General features: G+C 38.1%; 21 protein-coding genes. 12 read left to right on the plus strand and 9 right to left on the minus strand.

Going from position 1 to position 21,319, the window contains the following annotated elements; translation table 11 throughout:
- Positions 1-6 precede the first annotated feature (6 nt).
- Positions 7-696, minus strand: coding sequence for a phosphopantothenate--cysteine ligase (locus ADH90_RS01330; protein WP_049529638.1), 690 nt, complete (start codon positions 694-696; stop codon positions 7-9).
- Positions 697-837: 141 nt separating this feature from the next.
- Between ADH90_RS01330 and ADH90_RS01335 the strand changes: the two genes are divergently transcribed.
- The 3 genes from ADH90_RS01335 to ADH90_RS01345 all read left to right on the plus strand — a co-directional run bounded on the left by ADH90_RS01335 (position 838) and on the right by ADH90_RS01345 (position 5,334).
- Positions 838-2,037, plus strand: coding sequence for a hypothetical protein (locus ADH90_RS01335; RefSeq protein ID WP_080982603.1), 1,200 nt, complete (start codon positions 838-840; stop codon positions 2,035-2,037).
- Positions 2,018-3,493 (plus strand): hypothetical protein, encoded by a 1,476-nt coding sequence (locus tag ADH90_RS01340; protein ID WP_049529639.1) that lies wholly within the window; start codon positions 2,018-2,020, stop codon positions 3,491-3,493. Before ADH90_RS01335 ends, ADH90_RS01340 begins: the two co-directional genes overlap by 20 nt.
- A gap of 170 nt (positions 3,494-3,663) precedes the next feature.
- Positions 3,664-5,334, plus strand: a complete 1,671-nt coding sequence (locus ADH90_RS01345) for a formate--tetrahydrofolate ligase (protein ID WP_049529640.1) — start codon at positions 3,664-3,666, stop codon at positions 5,332-5,334.
- A gap of 90 nt (positions 5,335-5,424) precedes the next feature.
- On the opposite strand, the gene lysS is transcribed toward ADH90_RS01345, so the two are convergent.
- The 5 genes from lysS to ADH90_RS01370 all read right to left on the minus strand — a co-directional run bounded on the left by lysS (position 5,425) and on the right by ADH90_RS01370 (position 9,914).
- The gene (gene lysS, locus ADH90_RS01350; protein WP_049529641.1) at positions 5,425-6,915 is read right to left on the minus strand and encodes a lysine--tRNA ligase; all 1,491 of its coding nucleotides are present in this window, start codon (positions 6,913-6,915) and stop codon (positions 5,425-5,427) included.
- A gap of 135 nt (positions 6,916-7,050) precedes the next feature.
- The gene (locus ADH90_RS01355) at positions 7,051-7,677 is read right to left on the minus strand and encodes a histidine phosphatase family protein (RefSeq protein WP_049529642.1); all 627 of its coding nucleotides are present in this window, start codon (positions 7,675-7,677) and stop codon (positions 7,051-7,053) included.
- Positions 7,674-8,159, minus strand: coding sequence for an aminoacyl-tRNA deacylase (locus tag ADH90_RS01360; RefSeq protein ID WP_049529643.1), 486 nt, complete (start codon positions 8,157-8,159; stop codon positions 7,674-7,676). Before ADH90_RS01360 ends, ADH90_RS01355 begins: the two co-directional genes overlap by 4 nt.
- Positions 8,159-9,001, minus strand: coding sequence for a DUF368 domain-containing protein (locus ADH90_RS01365; protein WP_049529644.1), 843 nt, complete (start codon positions 8,999-9,001; stop codon positions 8,159-8,161). Before ADH90_RS01365 ends, ADH90_RS01360 begins: the two co-directional genes overlap by 1 nt.
- A 109-nt stretch (positions 9,002-9,110) precedes the next feature.
- On the minus strand, positions 9,111-9,914 hold the full coding sequence (locus tag ADH90_RS01370; protein ID WP_049529645.1) for a glycoside hydrolase family 25 protein: 804 nt from the start codon (positions 9,912-9,914) through the stop codon (positions 9,111-9,113).
- A gap of 156 nt (positions 9,915-10,070) precedes the next feature.
- Here ADH90_RS01370 and glmU point away from each other — a divergent pair, with 156 nt between their 5' ends.
- The 8 genes from glmU to ADH90_RS01410 all read left to right on the plus strand — a co-directional run bounded on the left by glmU (position 10,071) and on the right by ADH90_RS01410 (position 17,719).
- Complete coding sequence (glmU, locus tag ADH90_RS01375) at positions 10,071-11,450, plus strand: bifunctional UDP-N-acetylglucosamine diphosphorylase/glucosamine-1-phosphate N-acetyltransferase GlmU (RefSeq protein ID WP_049529646.1); 1,380 nt, start codon at positions 10,071-10,073, stop codon at positions 11,448-11,450.
- 9 nt (positions 11,451-11,459) lie between these two features.
- Positions 11,460-12,023, plus strand: coding sequence for an NUDIX hydrolase (locus ADH90_RS01380; RefSeq protein ID WP_049529647.1), 564 nt, complete (start codon positions 11,460-11,462; stop codon positions 12,021-12,023).
- Complete coding sequence (gene macP / locus ADH90_RS01385; protein ID WP_049529648.1) at positions 12,016-12,327, plus strand: cell wall synthase accessory phosphoprotein MacP; 312 nt, start codon at positions 12,016-12,018, stop codon at positions 12,325-12,327. Before ADH90_RS01380 ends, macP begins: the two co-directional genes overlap by 8 nt.
- 10 nt (positions 12,328-12,337) lie before the next feature.
- Positions 12,338-13,033, plus strand: coding sequence for a 5'-methylthioadenosine/adenosylhomocysteine nucleosidase (locus ADH90_RS01390; RefSeq protein WP_049529649.1), 696 nt, complete (start codon positions 12,338-12,340; stop codon positions 13,031-13,033).
- A 140-nt stretch (positions 13,034-13,173) separates the two neighbouring features.
- On the plus strand, positions 13,174-15,462 hold the full coding sequence (gene pcrA, locus ADH90_RS01395; RefSeq protein ID WP_049529650.1) for a DNA helicase PcrA: 2,289 nt from the start codon (positions 13,174-13,176) through the stop codon (positions 15,460-15,462).
- A 314-nt stretch (positions 15,463-15,776) separates the two neighbouring features.
- The gene (locus ADH90_RS01400) at positions 15,777-16,037 is read left to right on the plus strand and encodes a SemiSWEET family transporter (RefSeq protein ID WP_049529651.1); all 261 of its coding nucleotides are present in this window, start codon (positions 15,777-15,779) and stop codon (positions 16,035-16,037) included.
- A 105-nt stretch (positions 16,038-16,142) separates the two neighbouring features.
- Complete coding sequence (locus tag ADH90_RS01405) at positions 16,143-16,844, plus strand: response regulator transcription factor (protein ID WP_049529652.1); 702 nt, start codon at positions 16,143-16,145, stop codon at positions 16,842-16,844.
- A complete protein-coding gene (locus ADH90_RS01410; protein ID WP_049529653.1) occupies positions 16,841-17,719 on the plus strand; it encodes a sensor histidine kinase in 879 nt (292 codons plus the stop codon). Before ADH90_RS01405 ends, ADH90_RS01410 begins: the two co-directional genes overlap by 4 nt.
- Positions 17,720-17,758: 39 nt before the next feature.
- Here the strand turns inward: ADH90_RS01410 and ADH90_RS01415 are convergent, their stop codons facing one another.
- The 3 genes from ADH90_RS01415 to ADH90_RS01425 form a co-directional block, all read right to left on the minus strand.
- Complete coding sequence (locus ADH90_RS01415; RefSeq protein WP_049529654.1) at positions 17,759-18,517, minus strand: ABC transporter permease; 759 nt, start codon at positions 18,515-18,517, stop codon at positions 17,759-17,761.
- 10 nt (positions 18,518-18,527) lie between these two features.
- On the minus strand, positions 18,528-19,436 hold the full coding sequence (locus tag ADH90_RS01420) for an ATP-binding cassette domain-containing protein (protein WP_049529655.1): 909 nt from the start codon (positions 19,434-19,436) through the stop codon (positions 18,528-18,530).
- A gap of 165 nt (positions 19,437-19,601) precedes the next feature.
- Positions 19,602-20,411 (minus strand): Cof-type HAD-IIB family hydrolase, encoded by an 810-nt coding sequence (locus tag ADH90_RS01425; RefSeq protein WP_049529656.1) that lies wholly within the window; start codon positions 20,409-20,411, stop codon positions 19,602-19,604.
- Positions 20,412-20,594: 183 nt separating this feature from the next.
- Between ADH90_RS01425 and ADH90_RS01430 the strand changes: the two genes are divergently transcribed.
- The gene (locus ADH90_RS01430; protein WP_049529657.1) at positions 20,595-21,260 is read left to right on the plus strand and encodes a CPBP family intramembrane glutamic endopeptidase; all 666 of its coding nucleotides are present in this window, start codon (positions 20,595-20,597) and stop codon (positions 21,258-21,260) included.
- The last annotated feature ends 59 nt before the right edge of the window (positions 21,261-21,319 follow it).

Raw genomic sequence — 21,319 nt, forward strand, 5'->3', positions numbered from 1 at the left:
TCCTTTCTAAGAATCAAATCCTTGAATTTTTTTGACTAATAAGTCAGCGATTTCTTTCTTGCTAGCAGCAATCTGATAATCCTTTTCTTCTACTAGATAAGCTAGGTGCTGATTCGCATTAATCTGAGTGAGGTCATTAGCGACAATCAAATCAGCTTGATTCTTTTTAAGACTTTCTCTAGCGATTTGAATCAGATGGTCCTTAGTAACATCGACAAGGAGTTTAAAGCCAATGAGATGAATACTTGGGTTCCATTCTTTGACAAGAGAAATAATTTTAGGATTTTTCTTGAGAAATAGGACTTGCACCTCATCCTTAGAGGAGATCTTTGTTTCCATATTTTTCTTATGCAAAAACTCACTTAAATCTTGGCTTGCTTGGACTTGGTCAAGACCAGTCATGTAAACAGGACTATAGTCAGAGACTGCCATGGAATGAATCAAAACTTGATAATCAGGGACAATCCGTTTCATCTCTTGGAGTAAATCGGAAGTATTTTTGATTTCGATGACGGATAAATTCGAGTGTGGTTCTGGTTTTAGTGCTTGTTGCGTAGTAATCAGACAAACGTGATGCCCAGCCTTTAGTAAAGTCTCAGTTATTACTTTACCAAGTCTACCGGTAGAGTGATTGGTAATGGAGCGAACTTGATCTATTGCTTCGCTTGTACCACCAGATGTAACTAAAATTTTCATAGAACTATTGTACAAAAAAATGAGCAGTAAGTAAAATGAAAGCGATAAAATATAACTAAACTTTATAACTATATTATTATTGACAATTAATTTAAGATATAAGATAATTATTTTAGTTATATATGAAAAGGGGAAGCAGTTATGGACTTTTTTAAATTTGCAGATAATATGGTTAAAGAAGCTAGTAAAGTAATTGATGATGCTAGTAAGACAACCAGTAGCGTACTTAATGAAGCTGGAAAAGCTTTAGATAGCGCTGGGAAAGTTACAGGAGATTTATTATCAGATTCTGTAAAAGTAATAGGAGATGTATCAAATAAGATAGGAAATGTTGTTTCAGACGTTTCAGGTCAAGCTGCTACAGTAGCGAATGATACTGTTCAACAAGTAACAGAGGTTGCATCTGGCACGCTTAATCAAGCTGGTAAAGTTGCAACTGAAGCAAAATCACAAATTGATTCAATAGATCTTTTTAATGGTAAACTAAGGTCCGAAGCTGTTGAGAACTATCATGAATCTATTCAAACATATAATGAAAAAGCCACAGATCTAACGAATAAATCGACTGAGCTTTATAAAACTAGAGACAAGGCGATTAAAGTTGTAAAAATTGTTGAAGAGAGAATTAGTAAATTAGCAAATAAACCGAAAGAATTTGAAACAAAGTTAGAAGAAATAATTGTTGAAATACAGAATTTCGAAGATAAACAGTTAGCTATTACTCAGGCAATCAAAGAAGCAGAATTAGCCAGCGGTAGTACGGCAGCTACAGCTTCTTTAAGTGCTTTAGGTGTGACAGTCGCAACTTTAGGTCCTACTGCAGCTATGGGAGTTGCAACTACTTTTGGTGTCGCATCAACAGGAACAGCAATTTCTAGCTTGACAGGTGCAGCAGCAAATAGTGCGGCATTAGCTTGGTTAGGTGGAGGAAGTCTAGCAGCAGGCGGAGGAGGTATGGCTGCTGGCAATGCCTTTCTAGCCATGGCGGGCCCTGTTGGTTGGGGGATTGCTGGCTTAATGTTAACAGCGTCTGTCGGAGCAGGTGTTTTTGCTAATAAAAAAAATGAAGAAGTAGCTAAAGAAGCGCTTGATGAACAAAAGAAAATTGAGTTATTAATTAGACAAACTGATAAATCAATAATAGAAATTAGTGAATTAATTAATTTTATTGAAAAGCAAACTGAGGGGATTTATTTAGCTAATCTTTCTTTAATTGGAAAAGATTATAACTTATTTACAGATGATGAAAAGTATCAAGCAGGTAGTTTAGTAAATTCAACCCTCTCACTTACTTCGATGATTAATAAGGAAATTAAAATAAATGATGAATCAGGCTGTTAATAGAGCATTTTATCAAGGGATAGGTGCATATGTCAATTGTTTAAACAACTTGAGAATTCAAGACTTACAAATTGCTATGAAAATGATTGAGGATGAAGCTCAACATGTCATTTTAAACAAGGACAATGCCTCTAAAATCTTAAACTATGCTAGAGATAACATTGAAGACGTTATTCTAAAGAATCGTGGAGGTGAATACGGCGGTCACGGTTTTATTGCTGAATTTGCAGAAGCAGGAATTGTGAATGCGAGAAGAGCTTTTGAAGGATTAAATCCTATTGTAAAAGTATTGAATGATAATGGACCAGCCGATTTATTAATTGGTAGAAATACCATTCAAATGAAGTTTTATAATAATTTACGTGATGAACTAGCTCAATCATTTCATTACAGTGCAAAAATGAAAATGATGTTTCCAAAAGATCACGTGTTAGTATACGAAAAAATTATGGCTGGCGCCAAAGAAGTTGAATTTAATGGTAAAAAATTGTCTATTAAACAAATTACTGATATACGACAAATGATCAATGATATTACCGAAAGCAAGGGACTTACTTCATATAAATCTTGGATGAAATCATCTGTTCTAAATTATGATGATGCTCAAAGAAATTCAATAAAATCCATTTTAGATTCCGAGGAGAAGAATATTTGTAAAACTGTCAGACTAAAACAACAAGAGTTAAATAGAAAACGGTTAGTAGCACAAAAAAATTCACTGCCAAGAATAAAAGAAGCCAATAAGATTGCTAGAAACGCAGCTGTTTTACAGGGTGGTTTAGCTTTGATGCTCAATGTGTATGGAAAATACAAAGAAGGAAAAACTATTTTTGAATTTGATCAATCAGATTGGTTAGACTGTGGACTGGAAACAGTGGAAGGTGCGGTAAAAGGTTCTATATCAGGTTACGCGATTTATGGTCTCACTAATGTTTTTAAAATGAGTGCACCAAGTGCAAGTTCGTTTGTAACAGCAAGTTACGGCATAGTAGATATTATTACTAAACTTAGAACAAATGAGATTACTGAGGATGAATTTATAAATTTTATAACTATCAATACATTGGATACAACATTAGCGACAATTGGTTCATGTGTTGGTCAAACACTTATTCCTGTCCCTGTCTTAGGAGCAGTAGTAGGTTCAATTGCTACTTCAATAATTTGGGAAATAGGCAAAGGGATTTTAAGTGATAGGGAACAGGAATTAATTCAAAATTACAGGGAAAACTTAGATAACCATATCAAAAACTTAGATGATAAATACAAGATTATTTTTAATGATATTATAGATAAATATCATAAACTAGGACGATTACAGGATTACTCTTTTGATTTATCTATCAATATACGTCTTCGTTTTGAGTATTCAATTGAATTAGCTGAGCAAATAGGAGTTTCTAATAGTCAAATTCTACATGATTTATCAGAAATTGATAGCTACTTTTTGAATTAGTCGAAATCTTAATCTATAGTTAAAACCTATAAAGGCATATAAAAATTTAAATAGTAGCCAATAAATCCTTTGAGGGCGCTATATTTACGAACGTTATAAAGCTTTATGTCTGTTAAAAATCTTGTTTTGTGTTATAATGAATTAACACATTTGAGGTAGAGGAGTTTGTTATGAAAACAGATATTGAAATTGCACAGAGTATCGAGCTAAAACCAATCGTTGATGTTGTAGAGAAACTTGGCATCTCTTACGATGATTTGGAATTATATGGAAAATACAAGGCTAAGCTTAGTTTTGATAAGATTCGTGAAGTGGAAAGTAATCCAGTCGGTAAATTGATCCTGGTGACAGCTATCAACCCAACACCTGCTGGTGAGGGAAAATCAACTATTACCATCGGACTTGCTGATGCTTTGAATAAGATTGGTAAGAAAACCATGATTGCTATCCGCGAACCTTCTCTTGGTCCTGTAATGGGGATTAAAGGTGGTGCAGCTGGTGGTGGTTATGCCCAAGTACTACCAATGGAAGATATCAACCTTCACTTTACTGGTGATATGCACGCTATCACAACTGCAAACAATGCTCTCTCTGCCTTGATTGACAATCACTTGCACCAAGGAAATGAGCTAGGAATTGACCAACGTCGTATTCTTTGGAAACGTGTTGTTGACTTAAACGACCGTGCTCTTCGTCATGTAACTGTTGGACTTGGAGGTCCTCTTAATGGTATTCCTCGCGAAGATGGATTTGATATCACTGTTGCTTCAGAAATCATGGCTATCCTTTGCTTGGCAACTGACATTGAAGATTTGAAACGTCGCTTGTCAAATATCGTCATCGGTTACCGTTATGACCGTACACCTGTTTCAGTGGGTGATCTACAGGTTGAAGGTGCCTTGGCATTGATTTTGAAGGATGCTATCAAACCTAACTTGGTTCAAACAATCTATGGAACACCTGCCTTTGTACATGGTGGACCATTTGCCAATATCGCCCATGGCTGCAACTCAGTTTTGGCAACGACAACGGCTCTACGTTTAGCAGATTACACAGTGACAGAAGCTGGCTTTGGTGCAGACCTTGGTGCAGAGAAGTTCCTGGATATCAAGACTCCAAACCTACCAACAGCTCCAAGCGCAGTAGTCATTGTCGCAACACTTCGTGCTCTTAAGATGAATGGTGGAGTTGCTAAGGATGCTCTGACAGAGGAAAATGTGGAAGCAGTACGTGCTGGATTTGCAAACTTGAAACGCCACGTTGAGAATATCCGTAAGTTTGGTATTCCAGCAGTTGTTGCTATCAATGAATTTGTCTCTGATACAGAAGCAGAAATCGCAGCCTTGAAAGAGCTTTGTGCTTCAATTGATGTTCCAGTTGAATTGGCTAGTGTATGGGCAGATGGAGCTGAAGGTGGAGTAGCACTTGCTGAAACGGTTGTCAAGACTATCGCTGAAAATCCAGCAAACTACACACGTCTTTATGATAACGATCTTTCTGTCCAAGAAAAGATTGAAAAGATTGTTACTGAAATCTATCGCGGAAGCAAAGTAAACTTTGAGAAGAAAGCTAAAACCCAAATTGCTCAAATCGTTCAAAACGGTTGGGATAAATTGCCAATTTGTATGGCTAAAACTCAATACAGTTTCTCAGATAATCCAAACGCACTTGGAGCACCTGAAAACTTTGAAATTACCATTCGAGAATTGGTACCTAAGCTGGGTGCAGGCTTTATCGTTGCCCTTACTGGTGACGTTATGACCATGCCTGGACTTCCAAAACGTCCTGCCGCTCTCAATATGGATGTTGAAAGTGATGGAACTGTTCTTGGATTATTCTAATTGAACAATAAAAAGACAAGCTCAAAATCGAGTTTGTCTTTTATATTAATACTAAAAAATCTCCTAGAATGTGACTAGGAGATTTGTATTTTATTTCATAGTTGGGAAAAGAAGAACATCACGGATAGTAGTTGTATCAGTGAGGAGCATGCAGAGACGGTCGATACCGATTCCCAAACCACCTGTTGGTGGCATACCGTATTCAAGGGCCTCAATGTAGTCATAATCGATGCCTGTAGCTTCATCGTCACCAAGTTCTTTAGCTTTAGCTTGAGATTCGAAACGGCTAAGCTGGTCGATTGGATCGTTCAACTCAGTAAAGGCATTTCCATATTCTTTAGTCATGATGAAGAGCTCGAAACGATCAGTGAAGCGCTCGTCTTCAGGGTTCTTCTTAGCAAGTGGAGATACTGCCACTGGATGTCCATAGACAAAGGTTGGTTGGATCAAAGTTTCTTCAACAAATTCTTCAAAGAAAGCATTGATGATATGACCAACTTCAGTGTAGTGTTTTTCAACTGGAACTTTCTTCTCAGCTGCGATTGCCTTAGCTTCTTCGAAAGTCATATCTTTCCAGAAATCAACACCTGTAATTTCTTTGATTGCATCAACCATGTGTACACGTTTAAATGGTTCGTTGATTTTGATTTCAGTTCCTTGGTAGTTGACTGGGCCGTCGCCTTTGACTGATTTAGCAGCGTGTTGGATAATGCCTTCAGTTAAGTCCATAATGTCTTGGAAGTCTGCATAAGCTTGGTAAACTTCGATAGAAGTGAACTCAGGGTTGTGGGTAGCGTCCATACCTTCGTTACGGAAGATACGACCAATCTCATAGACGCGTTCCATACCACCGACGATAAGACGTTTCAAGTGAAGTTCAGTGGCGATACGAAGTACCATGTCAATGTTTTGAGCATTGTGGTGAGTGATGAATGGACGAGCAGCAGCACCACCAGCTTCGTTATGAAGAACAGGTGTTTCCACTTCAAGGAAGCCTTGAGCATCGAGGTAGCGACGGATTTCAGAGATGATTTTTGAACGAGTAACAAAGCGTTCAAAGCTTTCACGGTTTGAAATCAAATCAAGGTAACGTTTACGGTAAATAGTTTCAACGTCTGTCAAACCGTGGAATTTTTCTGGAAGTGGACGAAGAGCCTTAGACAAGTGAGTGATGTGTGTAGCCTTGATAGAGAGTTCTCCCATATCCGTACGCATAACTTCACCTTCGACACCAAGGAAGTCTCCTAAGTCAGCTTTTTTAAAGATTTCGTAGTTTTCTTCACCGACAGCATCTTTACGAACGTAGATTTGGATTTGACCTTCGCGGTCTTGAAGGTGGGCAAATCCAACCTTACCTTTACCACGTTTGGTAACAAGACGACCTGCAATAGTAGCAGTTTCGTTCAATTCATGTAGTTGTTCCTTATCGAGGTCAGCAAATTTATCTTTTAGTTCTTGAGAGTTAGCAGTACGTTCAAAACGTTTACCGAATGGATCAATTCCTTGTTCACGGAGCGCAGCCATTTTTTCGCGGCGAACGATTTGCTGGTCATTTAGTTCTTCCATGTGTTCTGTTGACATGAGTTCCTCCTAATGAAATTCAAATTTTGAAATAATAAATCAATTTTTCACGGTACTCCCATTTTATCATAAAAGTCAAATAAATTCACGGATATTCTACAAAATCTAAAAAGAACTTAACAGTGATTGTTAAGTTCAGTTATTATCTTGATAAGAAGTGTCGTTCCAGACTATGAGGTTGAAGTTTGTAAAGTCTTGGGTTTCCAGAATAGTAACACTAGCATTTGCTAGACCCCCATCTTTTCTAAGTAGCGGAGTATCATATCCTAGAAGAGTTCGAATACTGGCTGTGAGATTGGCTCCGTGACCAACAATCATGACATGTTCAAAAGGTTTGGACTCTAATGATTTGATAAATTGAGTGGTACGCTGAGTTGTTTGATAGACAGACTCTGCACCAAACATAGTCGAATCAAACTTAGCTAGATTAGTACGAAAAGCTTTTAATTGCTCGGGATAGATGGCTTCTAAGGTTGCAAATTTTGCACCTTCAAGTTTTCCAAGTTGCCATTCTCTTAGTGAGGGTATCTCTTCTAATGGACAGCTGTTTTTCAGTTGACTTTGGATAATTTGAGCAGAAGTTTTAGCCCGAGGAAGATCACTAGAATAAATCACATCAAATGGAGTTTCTTGGAGATACTGCCCCAATTTTTTTAAGGTCTCAATGGATTCCTCAAGGAGTGGAGAGTCACCACTTGCTCCTTGAAAACGTCCCTCAAGATTCCAAAGTGTTTTACCGTGACGAATAAAATAGAATTTCATGTGTTACTTGCCTCCAAGATATCTGCAAATTCAGCTTTAACAAAGGTTGCTAGATCTTGAGGGTTGATAATGATACTATGGCCTACTTCCCCTGCGGAAACAATCATTTCCTTCAGTTGAAGAGCAGTTTGATCGATAAAGATAGGATAGTTATGTTTTTGACGAATCCCAACTGGATTATTGGCACCGTGGATATAGCCTGTTGTTTTTTCTAGGTCTTTTTGTGGAATCATGCTGACTTTCTTATTACCAGAAATCTTAGCCAGTTTCTTTTCAGAAAGATGTTCAGTGATAGGAAGGATGCCGATAATGGGTCCAGTCTTATCTCCCAGAAGTGCTAAAGTCTTAAAAATCTGACTCTTTTCATAACCTTGAGGCATCTCACCTTCCAGTGCATTAATTTGAATACCTGTATGGTTTATTCCTGCTTTGGTTAAAATTTGTTGAACCAAAGTTTTCTTGACTTTTACTTTTTTTGCCATTATTTATACTTATCCTCCAATTGACTCATCCAGATTCCCAACCAAATCCCTAGTGCAAAGAAGAAAGCAATCAGTACATATGAAACTAGAGACAAACCACTGTAACTGATACTTTCAGCATTGCCAGCGTTTGGAATAAGGATCAATAGAGTACTTGATAGTACAATTCCAATGATAAAATGATACACACGTGAGTGATAAAGGCGAAGAGCATAGTCCATGAATTTTGAGAAGATAATCAGAGTGATAAGAAGTCCGATCCCAATTGGTAAGAAGGTTCCTAACAAATCAAAAGTCTTGAACCCTGTTAACATAGGGCCATAAAGACCAAGAATCAAGAGAAGATTGGAAGGACTAAGTCCTGGAACCAAAATTCCAAGCGCCAACAAACAACCAGCCAGTGTAAAGTTAAGGAAGCTTGCAGATAGAGAACCAACTACAAAATTCAAGGCGTAGAGGGCAAGACCTGAGATGATGAAGGTTACCCAAAACCATATGTGGTCAACCTTATCTCTATCAGAATCACGAGTTGATTCTTTGACAAGACTTGGGATGGTACCAATGATAGCTCCAGCAAAACTCCACAATACATAAACTTGATAATTTTCTAAAAGATACTCAATTGGATAAGAGAAAAGTCCGATGCCCAGTAACATCCCAATACCGACAGGAAGGAAAAAGAGCACATCTTCTTTTAAATTCTTAAAAGGATGGGCAAGAAAACGAATCATTCTCTCATAAATTCCCAAGATAGCGGCAAGAACGCCACCAGAAATCCCTGGTAGAATGAAACCTAGGGCGATTACAATTCCTTTAATAATTTTTGATAGCCATGATAACATAGAGGGCCTCCGAGATTTATATTCTATATAGATAAAACAGTGATTTAATACTGAAAAATAAAGAAAAGCAAGCAGAAAGCAATGCCTGACTTGCTTATGGTGATAGTGATTAAGGATTCAAAAACAGTTTTCTAAAGGTTTCTTCCTTGTTCTTTGATGAAGAAATAAGGTTCAAATCGAGGTGATGTTCAAATCCACCAAGATTTCCATGTGAAGTGTATTGGTGAAGATCATAGTCAAGATCTGTTTTTGGAGCACTTTCATAGTAACCTGAGTTGGTTCCATAGGAAGGTATCCAGATAGCCGAGTAATTATCAACGCTGATACTATGTTCCTCCATAAAGTAAACACCAACATAGATACCAATATTTTTTGCTCCCAATGAAGCTAATTTGGCACGAAAGGCCTCAACTCCCTGATTCATGTCAGACATAGTCTTTGCTTCAACATCAAGCCAATAGTAGCTAGGATTGTAAGGAGAAGCGGCGTTATAGAAGGCTTCAGCAGCTTTTTCCATTTCTTCGACATTTTTTCCAGCTACATAGGCGTAAACAGCAACTGGAACATTTCGTTTTTGGAATTCAGTGATATGTTCTTTATAAGCCTTATCGACTCCATTTTTGAATGAAGCATCGTTTTCATCAATAGAAACTTGAGCTCCACTATGAACCCGAACAATCGCACCTGAAATATTTTGAGTTAAGGTGTCATAATTAATCTCAGATGGTCTTTGCCAGCCAGAAACATCAATAATCGGCTTGTTGATATTATGTAAAGCTTGAGTTTCTACTTGAACTGGATTTTGCTTTGTTTTGACTGGATGGTCTTCAAACTTGGGTCTGTTAATGATTAAAATACCCACGATAGTCGCTAATACAGTAAAAATAAAAACAGGATTTATTTTCTTTCTCATACTTTTATAGTGTATCGTAAATGGTGAAAAAAATCAAAAAAAAATACTCGAAATCATGTAGAGAATGCGATGTTTTAAAGCATTTGCCCTCTTTTGTGTTTGAATGAACAAATTTATGATATAATATAAGGGAATTTCTATAGAAAAGAGAAAAATATGTCAAATTATGCAGTTATTTTAGCAGCGGGTAAAGGTACTCGTATGAAATCAGATCTACCAAAAGTCATGCACAAGGTTGCAGGAATTTCTATGCTGGAGCATGTTTTTCGTAGTGTAGGGGCAATCAAGCCTGAAAAAACAGTAACGGTTGTTGGTCATAAGGCAGAGCTAGTTGAACAAGTTTTAGCTGGTCAAACTGATTTTGTGAGACAGTCTGAACAATTAGGTACAGGTCATGCAGTCATGATGGCTGAGCCAATTCTTGAAGGTCTTTCTGGTCAAACATTGGTCATCGCTGGTGATACACCATTAATCACTGGGGAAAGTCTTAAAAATTTGATTGATTTCCACATAAATCACAAGAATGTAGCTACAATCCTTACGGCAGAAGCTGAAGATCCGTTTGGTTATGGTCGTATTGTTCGTAACGAGAATGCTGAAGTACTTCGTATCGTGGAGCAGAAAGATGCGACTGATTTTGAAAAACAAATCAAGGAGATCAATACAGGAACCTATGTCTTTGATAATGCTCGTCTCTTTGAAGCACTTAAGAATATCAATACCAATAACGCTCAAGGCGAATACTACATCACTGATGTCATTGGCATTTTCCGTGAAGCAGGGGAAAAAGTTGGTGCTTATACTCTAAAAGACTTTGATGAAAGTCTCGGAGTTAATGACCGTGTTGCCCTTGCGACAGCTGAAGGCATTATGCGTCGTCGTATTAACCAAGCGCATATGGTCAATGGGGTTAGTTTTGTGAATCCTGAAGCTACTTACATTGACATTGATGTTGAGATCGCTCCAGAAGTTCAAATCGAAGCAAATGTAACCCTCAAAGGTTCTAGTAAGATTGGTACAGGAACTGTTTTGACCAACGGAACTTATATCGTTGATAGTAGTATCGGAGCAGGAGCAGTGATTACCAATTCAATGATTGAGGAAAGCTCAGTTGCTGATGGCGTTACAGTTGGTCCTTATGCTCATATCCGTCCAGGATCAAGCCTTGCAAAAGATGTGCACATTGGAAACTTTGTAGAAGTCAAAGGATCTAGCATTGGTGAGAATACAAAAGCTGGTCATTTAACTTATATTGGTAACTGTGAGGTTGGTAGTGATGTCAACTTCGGTGCAGGAACGATCACTGTAAATTACGATGGTCAACACAAATTTAAAACAACCATTGGAAACAATGTTTTCGTTGGATCTAATTCAACTATCATTGCTCCAGTAGAACTTGGAGATAACTCTCTTGTTGGAGCAGGTTCAACCATTACTAAGGATGTCCCAGCTGATGCCATTGCTATTGGACGAGGTCGTCAAGTCAATAAGGATGAATATGCAACTCGCCTCCCTCATCATCCTAACAATAAATAGGAGCTAACGATGGAATTCGAAGAAAAGACTATAAGTCGTAAAGAAATCTATAAAGGACCAATCTTCCAATTGGTTCAAGACCAGGTTGAACTACCTTCTGGCAAAGGTAGAGCGCAACGTGATTTGATTTTCCACAATGGAGCAGTTTGTGTCCTTGCAGTCACTCCAGAAAATAAGATTGTCCTTGTTAAACAATATCGCAAGGCAATTGAAAAAATCTCTTATGAAATTCCTGCAGGTAAACTTGAAATCGGGGAGAATGCAGATCCAGAAGCAGCAGCCCTTCGTGAGTTAGAGGAAGAGGCAGCCTATACTGGAAAATTAAGCCTTCTCTATGATTTTTACTCAGCGATTGGATTTTGTAACGAGCGCTTAAAACTTTACTTGGCAAGCGATTTGACAAAAGTTGAAAATCCTCGTCCTCAGGATGAAGATGAGACTTTGGAGTTGCTTGAAGTCAATCTTGACCAAGCTAAAGCACTGATCCAGTCAGGAGATATTTGTGATGCCAAGACCATCATGGCTATCCAGTACTGGGAATTACAAAAAAATAGTGGAGGAACCCATGGGTAAACCTTTATTAACAGATGAAATGATTGAACGTGCCAATCGAGGAGAGGACATCTCGGGTCCTCCCTTGCTAGATGATGAGGAAACTAAGATTTTACCGACTTCTTCTCAAAATTTTGGCTATTCACGAACCAGAGATCATAGTTTTAGCCAGGATACACTGACCATCGAAGTTGAACCTTCTATTCACAAAAGTCGTCGGATTGAAAATACTAAGAGAAATGTCTTTAATTCTAAATTGAATAAAATTCTATTTGCAGTTATTTTTCTCTTGATTTTGTTGATTCTAGCAATGAGATTTATTTAAGGGGTCTATCATGAAAATTGGAATTATAGCAGCTATGCCAGAAGAGCTAGTTTACTTGATTCAACACTTGGACGATGCCAGCGAAGAAAAGGTTCTGGGAAACAGCTATCATACTGGTAAGATTGGTTCTGTCGAGCTTGTACTTGTAGAGAGTGGAATCGGAAAAGTCATGTCTGCTATGAGTGTCGCTATCTTAGCGGATCACTTTCAGGTGGATGCAGTGATTAATACTGGATCTGCTGGTGCAGTGGCAAATGGGATTGCAGTAGGCGATGTAGTGATTGCAGACAAGCTTGCCTATCACGATGTTGATGTGACTGCCTTTGGCTATGATTACGGTCAAATGGCTCAACAGCCTCTCTATTTTGAATCAGACAAAAAGTTTATCAGTTTGATTCAAGAGAGTTTGTCTAAACTGGAACAAACTTGGCATTTAGGTTTAATTGCGACAGGAGACAGTTTTGTTGCTGGAGAAGATAAAATCAAAGCGATAAAAGAGCACTTCCCTCAAGTTCTTGCTGTAGAGATGGAAGGGGCAGCTATTGCTCAAGCAGCTCACGCTTTGAACCTACCTTTCTTAGTCGTTCGTGCCATGAGTGACAATGCCAACCATGAAGCATCCGTTTCCTTTGATGAATTTATCGTAGAAGCAGGACGTCGTTCTGCCCAAGCCCTAATGACGCTTTTGCAGTCTATAAAGGATTAATAGAATAATTACTAAGAACACTCATCCAGTGTTCTTTTCTTGTATAATCTTCTAAAGTAGTCAGAAGGCTTCTGAGAAAAGTTATTTTCAAACTTTTTTGATATAATAGAAACATTGACTTGAAGAATAAGGAAGAGAAAATGAACGAATTATTAAAGGGAATGAATGAACGTCAAGCTGAGGCTGTTCAAACGACTGAAGGTCCGTTGCTGATCATGGCGGGTGCTGGATCTGGTAAGACTCGTGTTTTAACCCACCGTATTGCCTACTTAATTGATGAAAAGATGGTAAACCCATGGAATATCTTGGCCATTACCTTTACCAATAAGGCTGCGCGTGAAATGAAGGAGCGTGCTTATGGACTTAATCCAGCTACTCAGGATTGTTTGATCGCTACCTTCCACTCTATGTGCGTGCGTATCCTACGGCGCGATGCGGACCACATTGGCTACAATCGCAATTTCACGATTGTGGATCCAGGGGAGCAGCGGACGCTCATGAAACGTATTCTCAAGCAGTTGAACTTGGATCCTAAAAAATGGAATGAACGCACCATTTTGGGAACTATCTCCAATGCTAAGAATGATCTGATTGACGATGTGGCTTATGCTGCCCAGGCAGGAGATATGTACACACAAATTGTAGCTAAGTGTTATTCGGCTTATCAGAAAGAACTTCGTCAGTCAGAGTCGGTGGACTTTGATGATTTAATCATGTTGACCTTGCGTCTCTTTGACCAAAATCCTGATGTTTTGACTTATTATCAGCAGAAGTTCCAGTACATCCACGTTGATGAGTATCAAGATACCAACCATGCCCAGTATCAATTAGTTAAACTCCTGGCTTCACGCTTTCAAAATATCTGTGTAGTTGGGGATGCAGACCAGTCTATCTATGGTTGGCGTGGTGCTGATATGCAGAATATCTTGGACTTTGAGAAGGATTATCCTCAAGTCAAGGTTGTTTTGTTGGAGGAAAATTACCGCTCAACCAAGACCATCCTCCAAGCAGCTAATGATGTCATCAAAAACAATAAAAATCGCCGTCCTAAGAATCTCTGGACTCAAAATGCGGATGGGGAACAGATTGTCTACTATCGTGCTAATGATGAACAAGACGAGGCAGTCTTTGTAGCCAAAACCATTGATGAACTTGGTCGAAGCCAAAACTTCCTCCACAAGGACTTTGCAGTTCTTTACCGTACTAATGCCCAATCTCGTACGATTGAAGAAGCTTTGCTTAAGTCCAATATTCCTTATACCATGGTTGGTGGAACAAAATTCTACAGCCGTAAGGAAATTCGTGATATTATCGCTTATCTGAATCTCATTGCCAATTTGAGTGACAATATCAGTTTTGAACGCATTATCAATGAACCAAAGCGTGGAATTGGCCCAGGTACTGTTGAGAAGATTCGTGATTTTGCTAATTTGCAAGAAATGTCTATGCTAGATGCTTCAGCTAACATCATGTTATCAGGAATTAAAGGTAAGGCAGCCCAGTCTATCTGGGATTTTGCCAATATGATTCTTGATTTACGGGAGCAACTGGATCAATTAAGCATTACTGAGTTAGTAGAAACAGTATTGGAAAAGACAGGATACGTGGATATTCTCAATGCCCAGGCGACTTTGGAAAGCAAGGCTCGGGTTGAAAATATCGAGGAGTTCCTTTCTGTTACCAAGAATTTCGATGATAACCCAGATAATCAAGAAGAGGAAACTGGACTGGATAAACTCAGTCGCTTCCTCAATGACTTGGCCTTGATTGCAGATACAGACTCTGGCAGTCAGGAAACATCAGAAGTAACCTTGATGACGCTCCATGCTGCCAAGGGACTGGAGTTTCCAGTTGTATTCTTGATTGGGATGGAAGAAAATGTCTTTCCACTTAGTCGTGCAGCAGAAGATGTGGACGAACTAGAAGAGGAACGCCGTTTGGCCTATGTAGGAATCACGCGCGCCGAGAAAATTCTCTATTTGACTAATGCTAACTCACGCTTGCTGTTTGGTCGAACGAACTATAATCGCCCAACACGCTTTATCAATGAGATTAGTTCAGATTTGTTAACTTATCAAGGTTTGGCTCGTCCAGCTAATAGTAGCTTCAAAGCATCTTATAGCAGTGGTGGTGTCGCCTTTGGTCAAGGCATGAGCCTAGCTCAAGCTCTACAAGATCGCAAACGCAATGCAGCACCAAGATCCATTGACTCAAAAGGACTACCTTTTGGACAATTTGCTACTGGATCAAAATCAACTTCAAGTGAAACCAGCTGGTCTATTGGTGATATTGCCCTTCATAAAAAATGGGGTGAAGGGACTGTCCTTGAAGTATCAGGTAGTGGATCAACACAGGAACTAAAAATCAACTTCCCAGAAGTCGGTTTGAAAAAACTTTTGGCCAGTGTTGCACCGATTGAGAAAAAGTAAGTTATCTAAATGAATAAGATTGAGGTTGAGACAAAAGATTCCGACCTCACTTTTTATTAGCAATGAAACTTTGACGCGGTAGTTGATTGAACTTTTTGTTCGTCTTTTAGACTCCAAAAAAGCTCCTAATCATCCTCGCGGGGCTGGGACTACGAAATCGAGACTTTGTCTATTGATTTCTGTCCCACCGCCATTTTTACGAATACTCTTATCACACTCTTGTGATAATTTACATTTTCATAACAAAAAGTTTTTTTGCTCACACGATTTTAAAAATAGTGTATAATTGAGACTGTTTTTGAAAGGAGAAGAAAATGTCTGAAAAACAAATGAAAATTTTGGGTTGGATTGCAACCTTTATGTCTGTAATGATGTATGTCTCTTATATTCCACAAATTATGAATAACCTTGCGGGTCAAAAAGGAAACTTTATCCAACCAGCAGTAGCTGCACTTAACTGCAGTCTTTGGGTTTACTACGGTCTCTTTAAAAAAGAACGTGATATTCCTTTGGCAGCAGCTAATGCACCAGGTATCATTTTTGGACTTATTACCGCATTGACAGCTTTAATTTAATATAGCTAATGAACTCTTCTTCGTATTTAAGCATGAAGGAGAGTTTTTCTTTATCCGAAATTCCTAAAAAAACATGATATAATACTATTAGAAAGGTTGGTGTTTATGGCTAGAATACTTATCGTTGAAGATAATAATGAGATTCAAGAAATTTTGAAAACTCTTCTTTCTGAGGAACATGAGGTGATTCAAGCTTTTTCTGGTACCGAAGGGATGATTCGATTTGAGCAAGGTGGCATTGATCTAATCTTGTTAGATATTATGCTTCCAGGCAAAAATGGCGATCAAGTTTTAAAAGCCGTTAGAAAAGATAGCTCAGTTCCTGTCATCATGCTAACTGCCCTAAGTGATAAGAAGCTCATCAGCCAATATCTCTTAGATGGTGCCAATGATTATATCGTAAAGCCTTTTGATTTGGATGAAGTTTTTGCTAGGGTTACGGTTCAATTACGTCAAAATAGTGATAAGCAATCAGCTGAAATCGAACATCCTAACAAGTTGATTCAACAGTTAAAAAATATTCAATTTGATGCAGATAGTTTTGAAATCAAAAATAGCCAGGAAACTATTCGCCTAGCTAAGAAAGAATGTTTGATTCTCCAAACCTTACTGGGATATCCTAAGAAAATTTTCACGAAAGAAGAACTCTATGAGCTGGTCTGGGAGGATACTTATTTACCAGGCGATAATACTCTCAACACTCATTTAAGTAATCTCCGTAAAAAATTAGGCCAACTGGATCCAGAGCAAGAGTATATTGAGACTATCTGGGGAGTTGGTGTTCGGTTAAAAGGAGATGAGCAATGATCTACATTTTACTATCTTTACTAGTGCTGGTCATTATCCTATTGACGATATGGTTGATTCGCTATCATCTAGCACTCGTTAACTTGAGCCAACAGATTGAAGATAAGATTCTGACTGGAAGTATGAAGAGAATCGGAGTGTCAACTTTCTCCAAGGATTTTTTACATCTTTACCAGCAAATCAATCATCTCTTTCAAGAAGTTGAGCAGTCACGCTTGATTATGAAGCGTGAAAAACAGACTTTAGACATGGCTATTAGCAATATTGCCCACGATATTCGAACTCCTTTAACGATTGCGTCGGGTTACACTCAGCAATTGCTTAAAACAGAAAATCCTGAGTCTGAGAGTTTGAAAAAAATTTCCCATCATCTCAATCAAGTTTCAAAACGTCTAGAGGCTCTTTTGGACTATCGTCGGTTAATGGAAGGAGCAGTTAAACCTGACTTATCTGAGTTAGAAGTCTCGACATTTATGACGCAAAAATTGCTGACCTATTATGATTCTTTTCAGACGGCAAAGATTGACCTTGATTTGCAAGTAGAACCAGGTTTGTATTTACTGACAGATTCGGATTTATTAGACCGTATGTTGCAAAATCTCATTGGCAATGTTTTAAAACATGGTAAGGATGAAGCGAGATTTTCTTTGAAGGAAGTGGACAATCACATTTGTTTGGAAATTTCAAATCTGGTCAAACAACCCATTCGCAAAATTGAAAATCTCAGTCAGCGATTTTACTCTGAAAATCTCTCAGATACAGAAGAATCCTCTGGTTTAGGTCTTTATATTACTGAAGAACTATCTCATCTCCTTGGAGCAGAACTACAACTAAGTACAGATGGTGCTTGGTTTACAGTTAAGATCCTTTTTTAAAACAAGAAACCTCCTCTTTTTGAACAGAGGAGGTCATTTTTATAAGCTTTTCTTCTTGAAAACAGCAAGTCCACTAACGGTAAAGAATAGAATAACAGTCACTGTAACGATAATGGTGTATAGAACAGCCTGACTATAGGCAGTCATGGCATAGGCAACATTTAAGGATAAATAGCGTAAAATTTCGATATCTGGAAAGATAAGCATCGGCGTTGAAAGCAAGATAGAACTGATTAAATAGCCAATGAAAACAGCCAAATAGGAATGAGTCACATAGAGAATGAAAGAAATAATGGAAAGCCAAGCAAGAAGGCAGAGGAATTGAAGGCCGATCGTTAGAAGGAGATTGCCAATAAATCCTTCTGGCATCGTTCCTACCCCGTTTAGGATAGTTGCTGGTACGAAAGCAATAACTAGGCTAATAAGAATTTGCATTAGAGCGATACTGGCTAATACAACAGACTTAGCTAGGAAGAATTCTGTACGAGAAACTCCCACTGTCAAACTGTTTTTATAGAGTTTTCCGATAAGATCAACTCCCAGAACGAGGCAAGCAAGGATAATACAGAGAAAAACGAGGTTTGAACCTTGACTAGATGCGTTAATCAGGGCTTGCACACCATTCCAACCTTGGGTTGGAATTTCTGATTCTGGGGGCGTTGTATCAACTGACATTAGATGTCCTGTAGCCCCAATAGTAGCTCCCATTAACATGAGTGCAAAGAGAACAATCTCTGTAATCCAAAAACCTTTGGAACGGAAAAGACGGTAAAAGTCTGCTTGAATTGTATGAATCATGTTCTTCCTCCTATTTTACTAATTGTGTGAAGTATTCTTCAAGATTTTGACGAGCATAGTAAATCTCATCAACAGCGACATCTGCTAGAGTAAGTTCTTTGAGAATTCGTTTGACATCTTGTTCATGGCTAAAAATATGAATCTCATTATCTGAATTAACAACTTTAAATTCAAGACGCACTTTGTCTTTTAAGATTTGACTAGCTTTTTCTTTTTCACTTGTTTTCAGAACAATATAGTCTTCATTGAGTGTCTCAAATTCGGCCTTACTGATTTCTCGAATGATCTTCCCTTGGTCCAGAATTCCAAAGCGATTGGCAACCAGATAGAGTTCTGACAAGATATGACTAGAGATGAGGATTGTTATTCCTAGTTCTTGATTCAGACGTTGAATCATTTGACGAAACTCTTTGATACCGATTGGGTCAAGTCCATTGATAGGTTCATCAAGGATGAGAAAGTCTGGTTTTGATAGGAGGGCAATCGCAATGCCTAGGCGTTGTTTCATTCCAAGAGAGAAATCTCGAAAAACTTTTCTTCCTGTATCTGTTAACCCCACATACTTTAATGTTTCCTGAATGACTTGATCGGCATTTGGGATATGTCGAATAGTACAATAGTATCTTAGATTTTGATAGGCTGTTAAATGATTGTGAGCTACTGGGGATTCAATGACTGAACCTACTCGAGATAGGGCTTTCGTGCACTCCTTATACCCTTGACTGGAAAATAGGGAAATAGTTCCATGGTCAGCAGATAATAATTGGGTAATGATTTTAATCAAAGTTGTTTTACCAGCCCCATTCTTTCCGATAAGTCCATAGATATCTCCTTCTTTTACTGAGAGATTAAGATCTTGTAGAATGGGTTGTTTGCCAAATTGTTTGGACAAGCCATGGATTTCGAGGACTGTTTTCATAGTTTTCTCCTTTAACATTTAAGATGTTTTATTTTTATAACTCTAGTATAAAGCATAGATATCAAAGAATCGTCAAGCATTTCTAAAGAGTTTCTAAAGTTTTTAAGTTTCTAAAAAAAATAAAAGCCCAGTTGGCTAGAAATACTAGTTGACTGGGCTTATTTTCTACAAAATATATTTCTCAATAGCGCGTGCAACACCGTCTTCTTCATTGCTGGCAGTTACGGCATCAGCAAGAGATTTGACATAGTCGCTAGCATTTCCCATGGCAATCCCAAGCCCAGCAAACTCTAGCATCTCAATGTCGTTATTGGCATCACCCATAGCCATGATTTCAGAAGGTTGGATATCTAAAATCTCAGCCAAACGAGAAAGAGCAGATGCCTTGGTTGTACCGAGTGGCATGGCTTCGTAGATCACTGGTTGAGAACGAACACCGCTAAATCTCTGACAAAGTTCATCGGCAAATCGTTGTTCAAAGTCATCTGTTTGTTCTTTTGTTCCTAAAAACATTCCTTGGAACATACGATATTTACCACTAGTAGCTTCTTCCAGTGAGATTTCAGTCAGGTCAGCAAAGACAAGTGTCGCATCATATTGAACGATAGGATTTGGTTTCCCTCCGAGAACGAAGTAGTGTTCCTCATCAAAAAGAGTCAATTGAACCTCACTCTTTTCAGCAAGATCATTGAGGTATTCGATGTCAGATTTGCTAAGTTCCCGCCAGTCAACAAGGCTCCAATCACTGGTTTGGTGGGTAGAACAACCATTATTGACAATAACGAATTCATTTTGCAAATCAAGACCGAGTTTCTTGTAGTAAGGAAGAACTCCAAAGAGAGGTCGACCAGTACAGAGAACCAGTTTGACACCTTTTTCGATAGCTTTATGAATAGCATCAATATGAGCCTGAGGAATTTCCTTGGCTTCGTTGAGTAGAGTACCGTCCATATCAAGAGCAAGTAGTTTAATCATAGTATTTCCTCTTCACGTGTTTTGCCTATATTATAGCATATTTTGAGGCAAATAAGTCTAAAGCTGAGTGAAATGCCATTTCTATTTAGGTTTTTAGTAGATAGAGAACAAAAATATGATATACTAAATTAGTAATATATTTAATATTATACTGATAATGGATAAAAAATCAAAGGATTTAACATGAAAAAAAGAGTTGTGCAGATTTTACTAGCCTTGTTAGTAATTATTTATAGGAAGACTTGGTTTTGGTGGATTTTTAATAACTTTACAGCTAGATTTGTAGTTGCTAGTCGAGAGTATTTCTTGATTCTTGCTTTTTTAGAGCTCATCGTTACTTTTATAGCTATTCTTTATTTACTAGTATTCGAAGGTAGGAAAATTCTTGAGTTGAAGTGGAAATGGAGATATCCAGTTTATTTGCTTTTTGCTTATGGAGTCAGTCATCTTTCAGGAATTGTGTTTTCCTTTTTAACCCCAGCAACGTCCAATCAAATGGCTTTAAATGAATTGATTGAGATGACAGGGAGACAAGAGTTACCTTATCTTTTACTTATTGTTTGCATGCTAGGACCAATTACAGAAGAATTGGTATATCGAGGAGTTCTGATGAATACATTTCTGAAAGATTCACCATGGTATGGAGATGTTTTGCTATCAGCCTGTGTCTTTGGTTATGTGCATGTCAGTTCAGGTTTAACACCACTCGCCTTTTTCACCTATGCAAGTGGAGGAGCAATTTGTGCATTCCTCTACCGAAAAACTCATTCTCTCTATTATCCCATTTTGCTCCATCTCATGATTAACGTTACAGCATCTTGGGATTTATGGGTACTCTTGTTTTCATGAAGTTAGTGCTTATCAATCAATGCCGGAGATTTCCGGTATTTTACTTTTTATCAGTAGTT

Origin of the sequence: Streptococcus pseudopneumoniae (assembly GCF_001073085.1) — a bacterium.
GTDB lineage: Bacteria > Bacillota > Bacilli > Lactobacillales > Streptococcaceae > Streptococcus > Streptococcus pseudopneumoniae_M.

Bases quoted from the DNA above. Each gene is read 5' to 3' on its own strand.
- ADH90_RS01330 (WP_049529638.1), bottom strand. From the start codon at position 696: ATGAAAATTTTAGTTACATCTGGTGGTACAAGCGAAGCAATAGATCAA.
- ADH90_RS01335 (WP_080982603.1), top strand. From the start codon at position 838: ATGGACTTTTTTAAATTTGCAGATAATATGGTTAAAGAAGCTAGTAAA.
- ADH90_RS01340 (WP_049529639.1), top strand. From the start codon at position 2,018: ATGATGAATCAGGCTGTTAATAGAGCATTTTATCAAGGGATAGGTGCA.
- ADH90_RS01345 (WP_049529640.1), top strand. From the start codon at position 3,664: ATGAAAACAGATATTGAAATTGCACAGAGTATCGAGCTAAAACCAATC.
- lysS (WP_049529641.1), bottom strand. From the start codon at position 6,915: ATGTCAACAGAACACATGGAAGAACTAAATGACCAGCAAATCGTTCGC.
- ADH90_RS01355 (WP_049529642.1), bottom strand. From the start codon at position 7,677: ATGAAATTCTATTTTATTCGTCACGGTAAAACACTTTGGAATCTTGAG.
- ADH90_RS01360 (WP_049529643.1), bottom strand. From the start codon at position 8,159: ATGGCAAAAAAAGTAAAAGTCAAGAAAACTTTGGTTCAACAAATTTTA.
- ADH90_RS01365 (WP_049529644.1), bottom strand. From the start codon at position 9,001: ATGTTATCATGGCTATCAAAAATTATTAAAGGAATTGTAATCGCCCTA.
- ADH90_RS01370 (WP_049529645.1), bottom strand. From the start codon at position 9,914: ATGAGAAAGAAAATAAATCCTGTTTTTATTTTTACTGTATTAGCGACT.
- glmU (WP_049529646.1), top strand. From the start codon at position 10,071: ATGTCAAATTATGCAGTTATTTTAGCAGCGGGTAAAGGTACTCGTATG.
- ADH90_RS01380 (WP_049529647.1), top strand. From the start codon at position 11,460: ATGGAATTCGAAGAAAAGACTATAAGTCGTAAAGAAATCTATAAAGGA.
- macP (WP_049529648.1), top strand. From the start codon at position 12,016: ATGGGTAAACCTTTATTAACAGATGAAATGATTGAACGTGCCAATCGA.
- ADH90_RS01390 (WP_049529649.1), top strand. From the start codon at position 12,338: ATGAAAATTGGAATTATAGCAGCTATGCCAGAAGAGCTAGTTTACTTG.
- pcrA (WP_049529650.1), top strand. From the start codon at position 13,174: ATGAACGAATTATTAAAGGGAATGAATGAACGTCAAGCTGAGGCTGTT.
- ADH90_RS01400 (WP_049529651.1), top strand. From the start codon at position 15,777: ATGTCTGAAAAACAAATGAAAATTTTGGGTTGGATTGCAACCTTTATG.
- ADH90_RS01405 (WP_049529652.1), top strand. From the start codon at position 16,143: ATGGCTAGAATACTTATCGTTGAAGATAATAATGAGATTCAAGAAATT.
- ADH90_RS01410 (WP_049529653.1), top strand. From the start codon at position 16,841: ATGATCTACATTTTACTATCTTTACTAGTGCTGGTCATTATCCTATTG.
- ADH90_RS01415 (WP_049529654.1), bottom strand. From the start codon at position 18,517: ATGATTCATACAATTCAAGCAGACTTTTACCGTCTTTTCCGTTCCAAA.
- ADH90_RS01420 (WP_049529655.1), bottom strand. From the start codon at position 19,436: ATGAAAACAGTCCTCGAAATCCATGGCTTGTCCAAACAATTTGGCAAA.
- ADH90_RS01425 (WP_049529656.1), bottom strand. From the start codon at position 20,411: ATGATTAAACTACTTGCTCTTGATATGGACGGTACTCTACTCAACGAA.
- ADH90_RS01430 (WP_049529657.1), top strand. From the start codon at position 20,595: ATGAAAAAAAGAGTTGTGCAGATTTTACTAGCCTTGTTAGTAATTATT.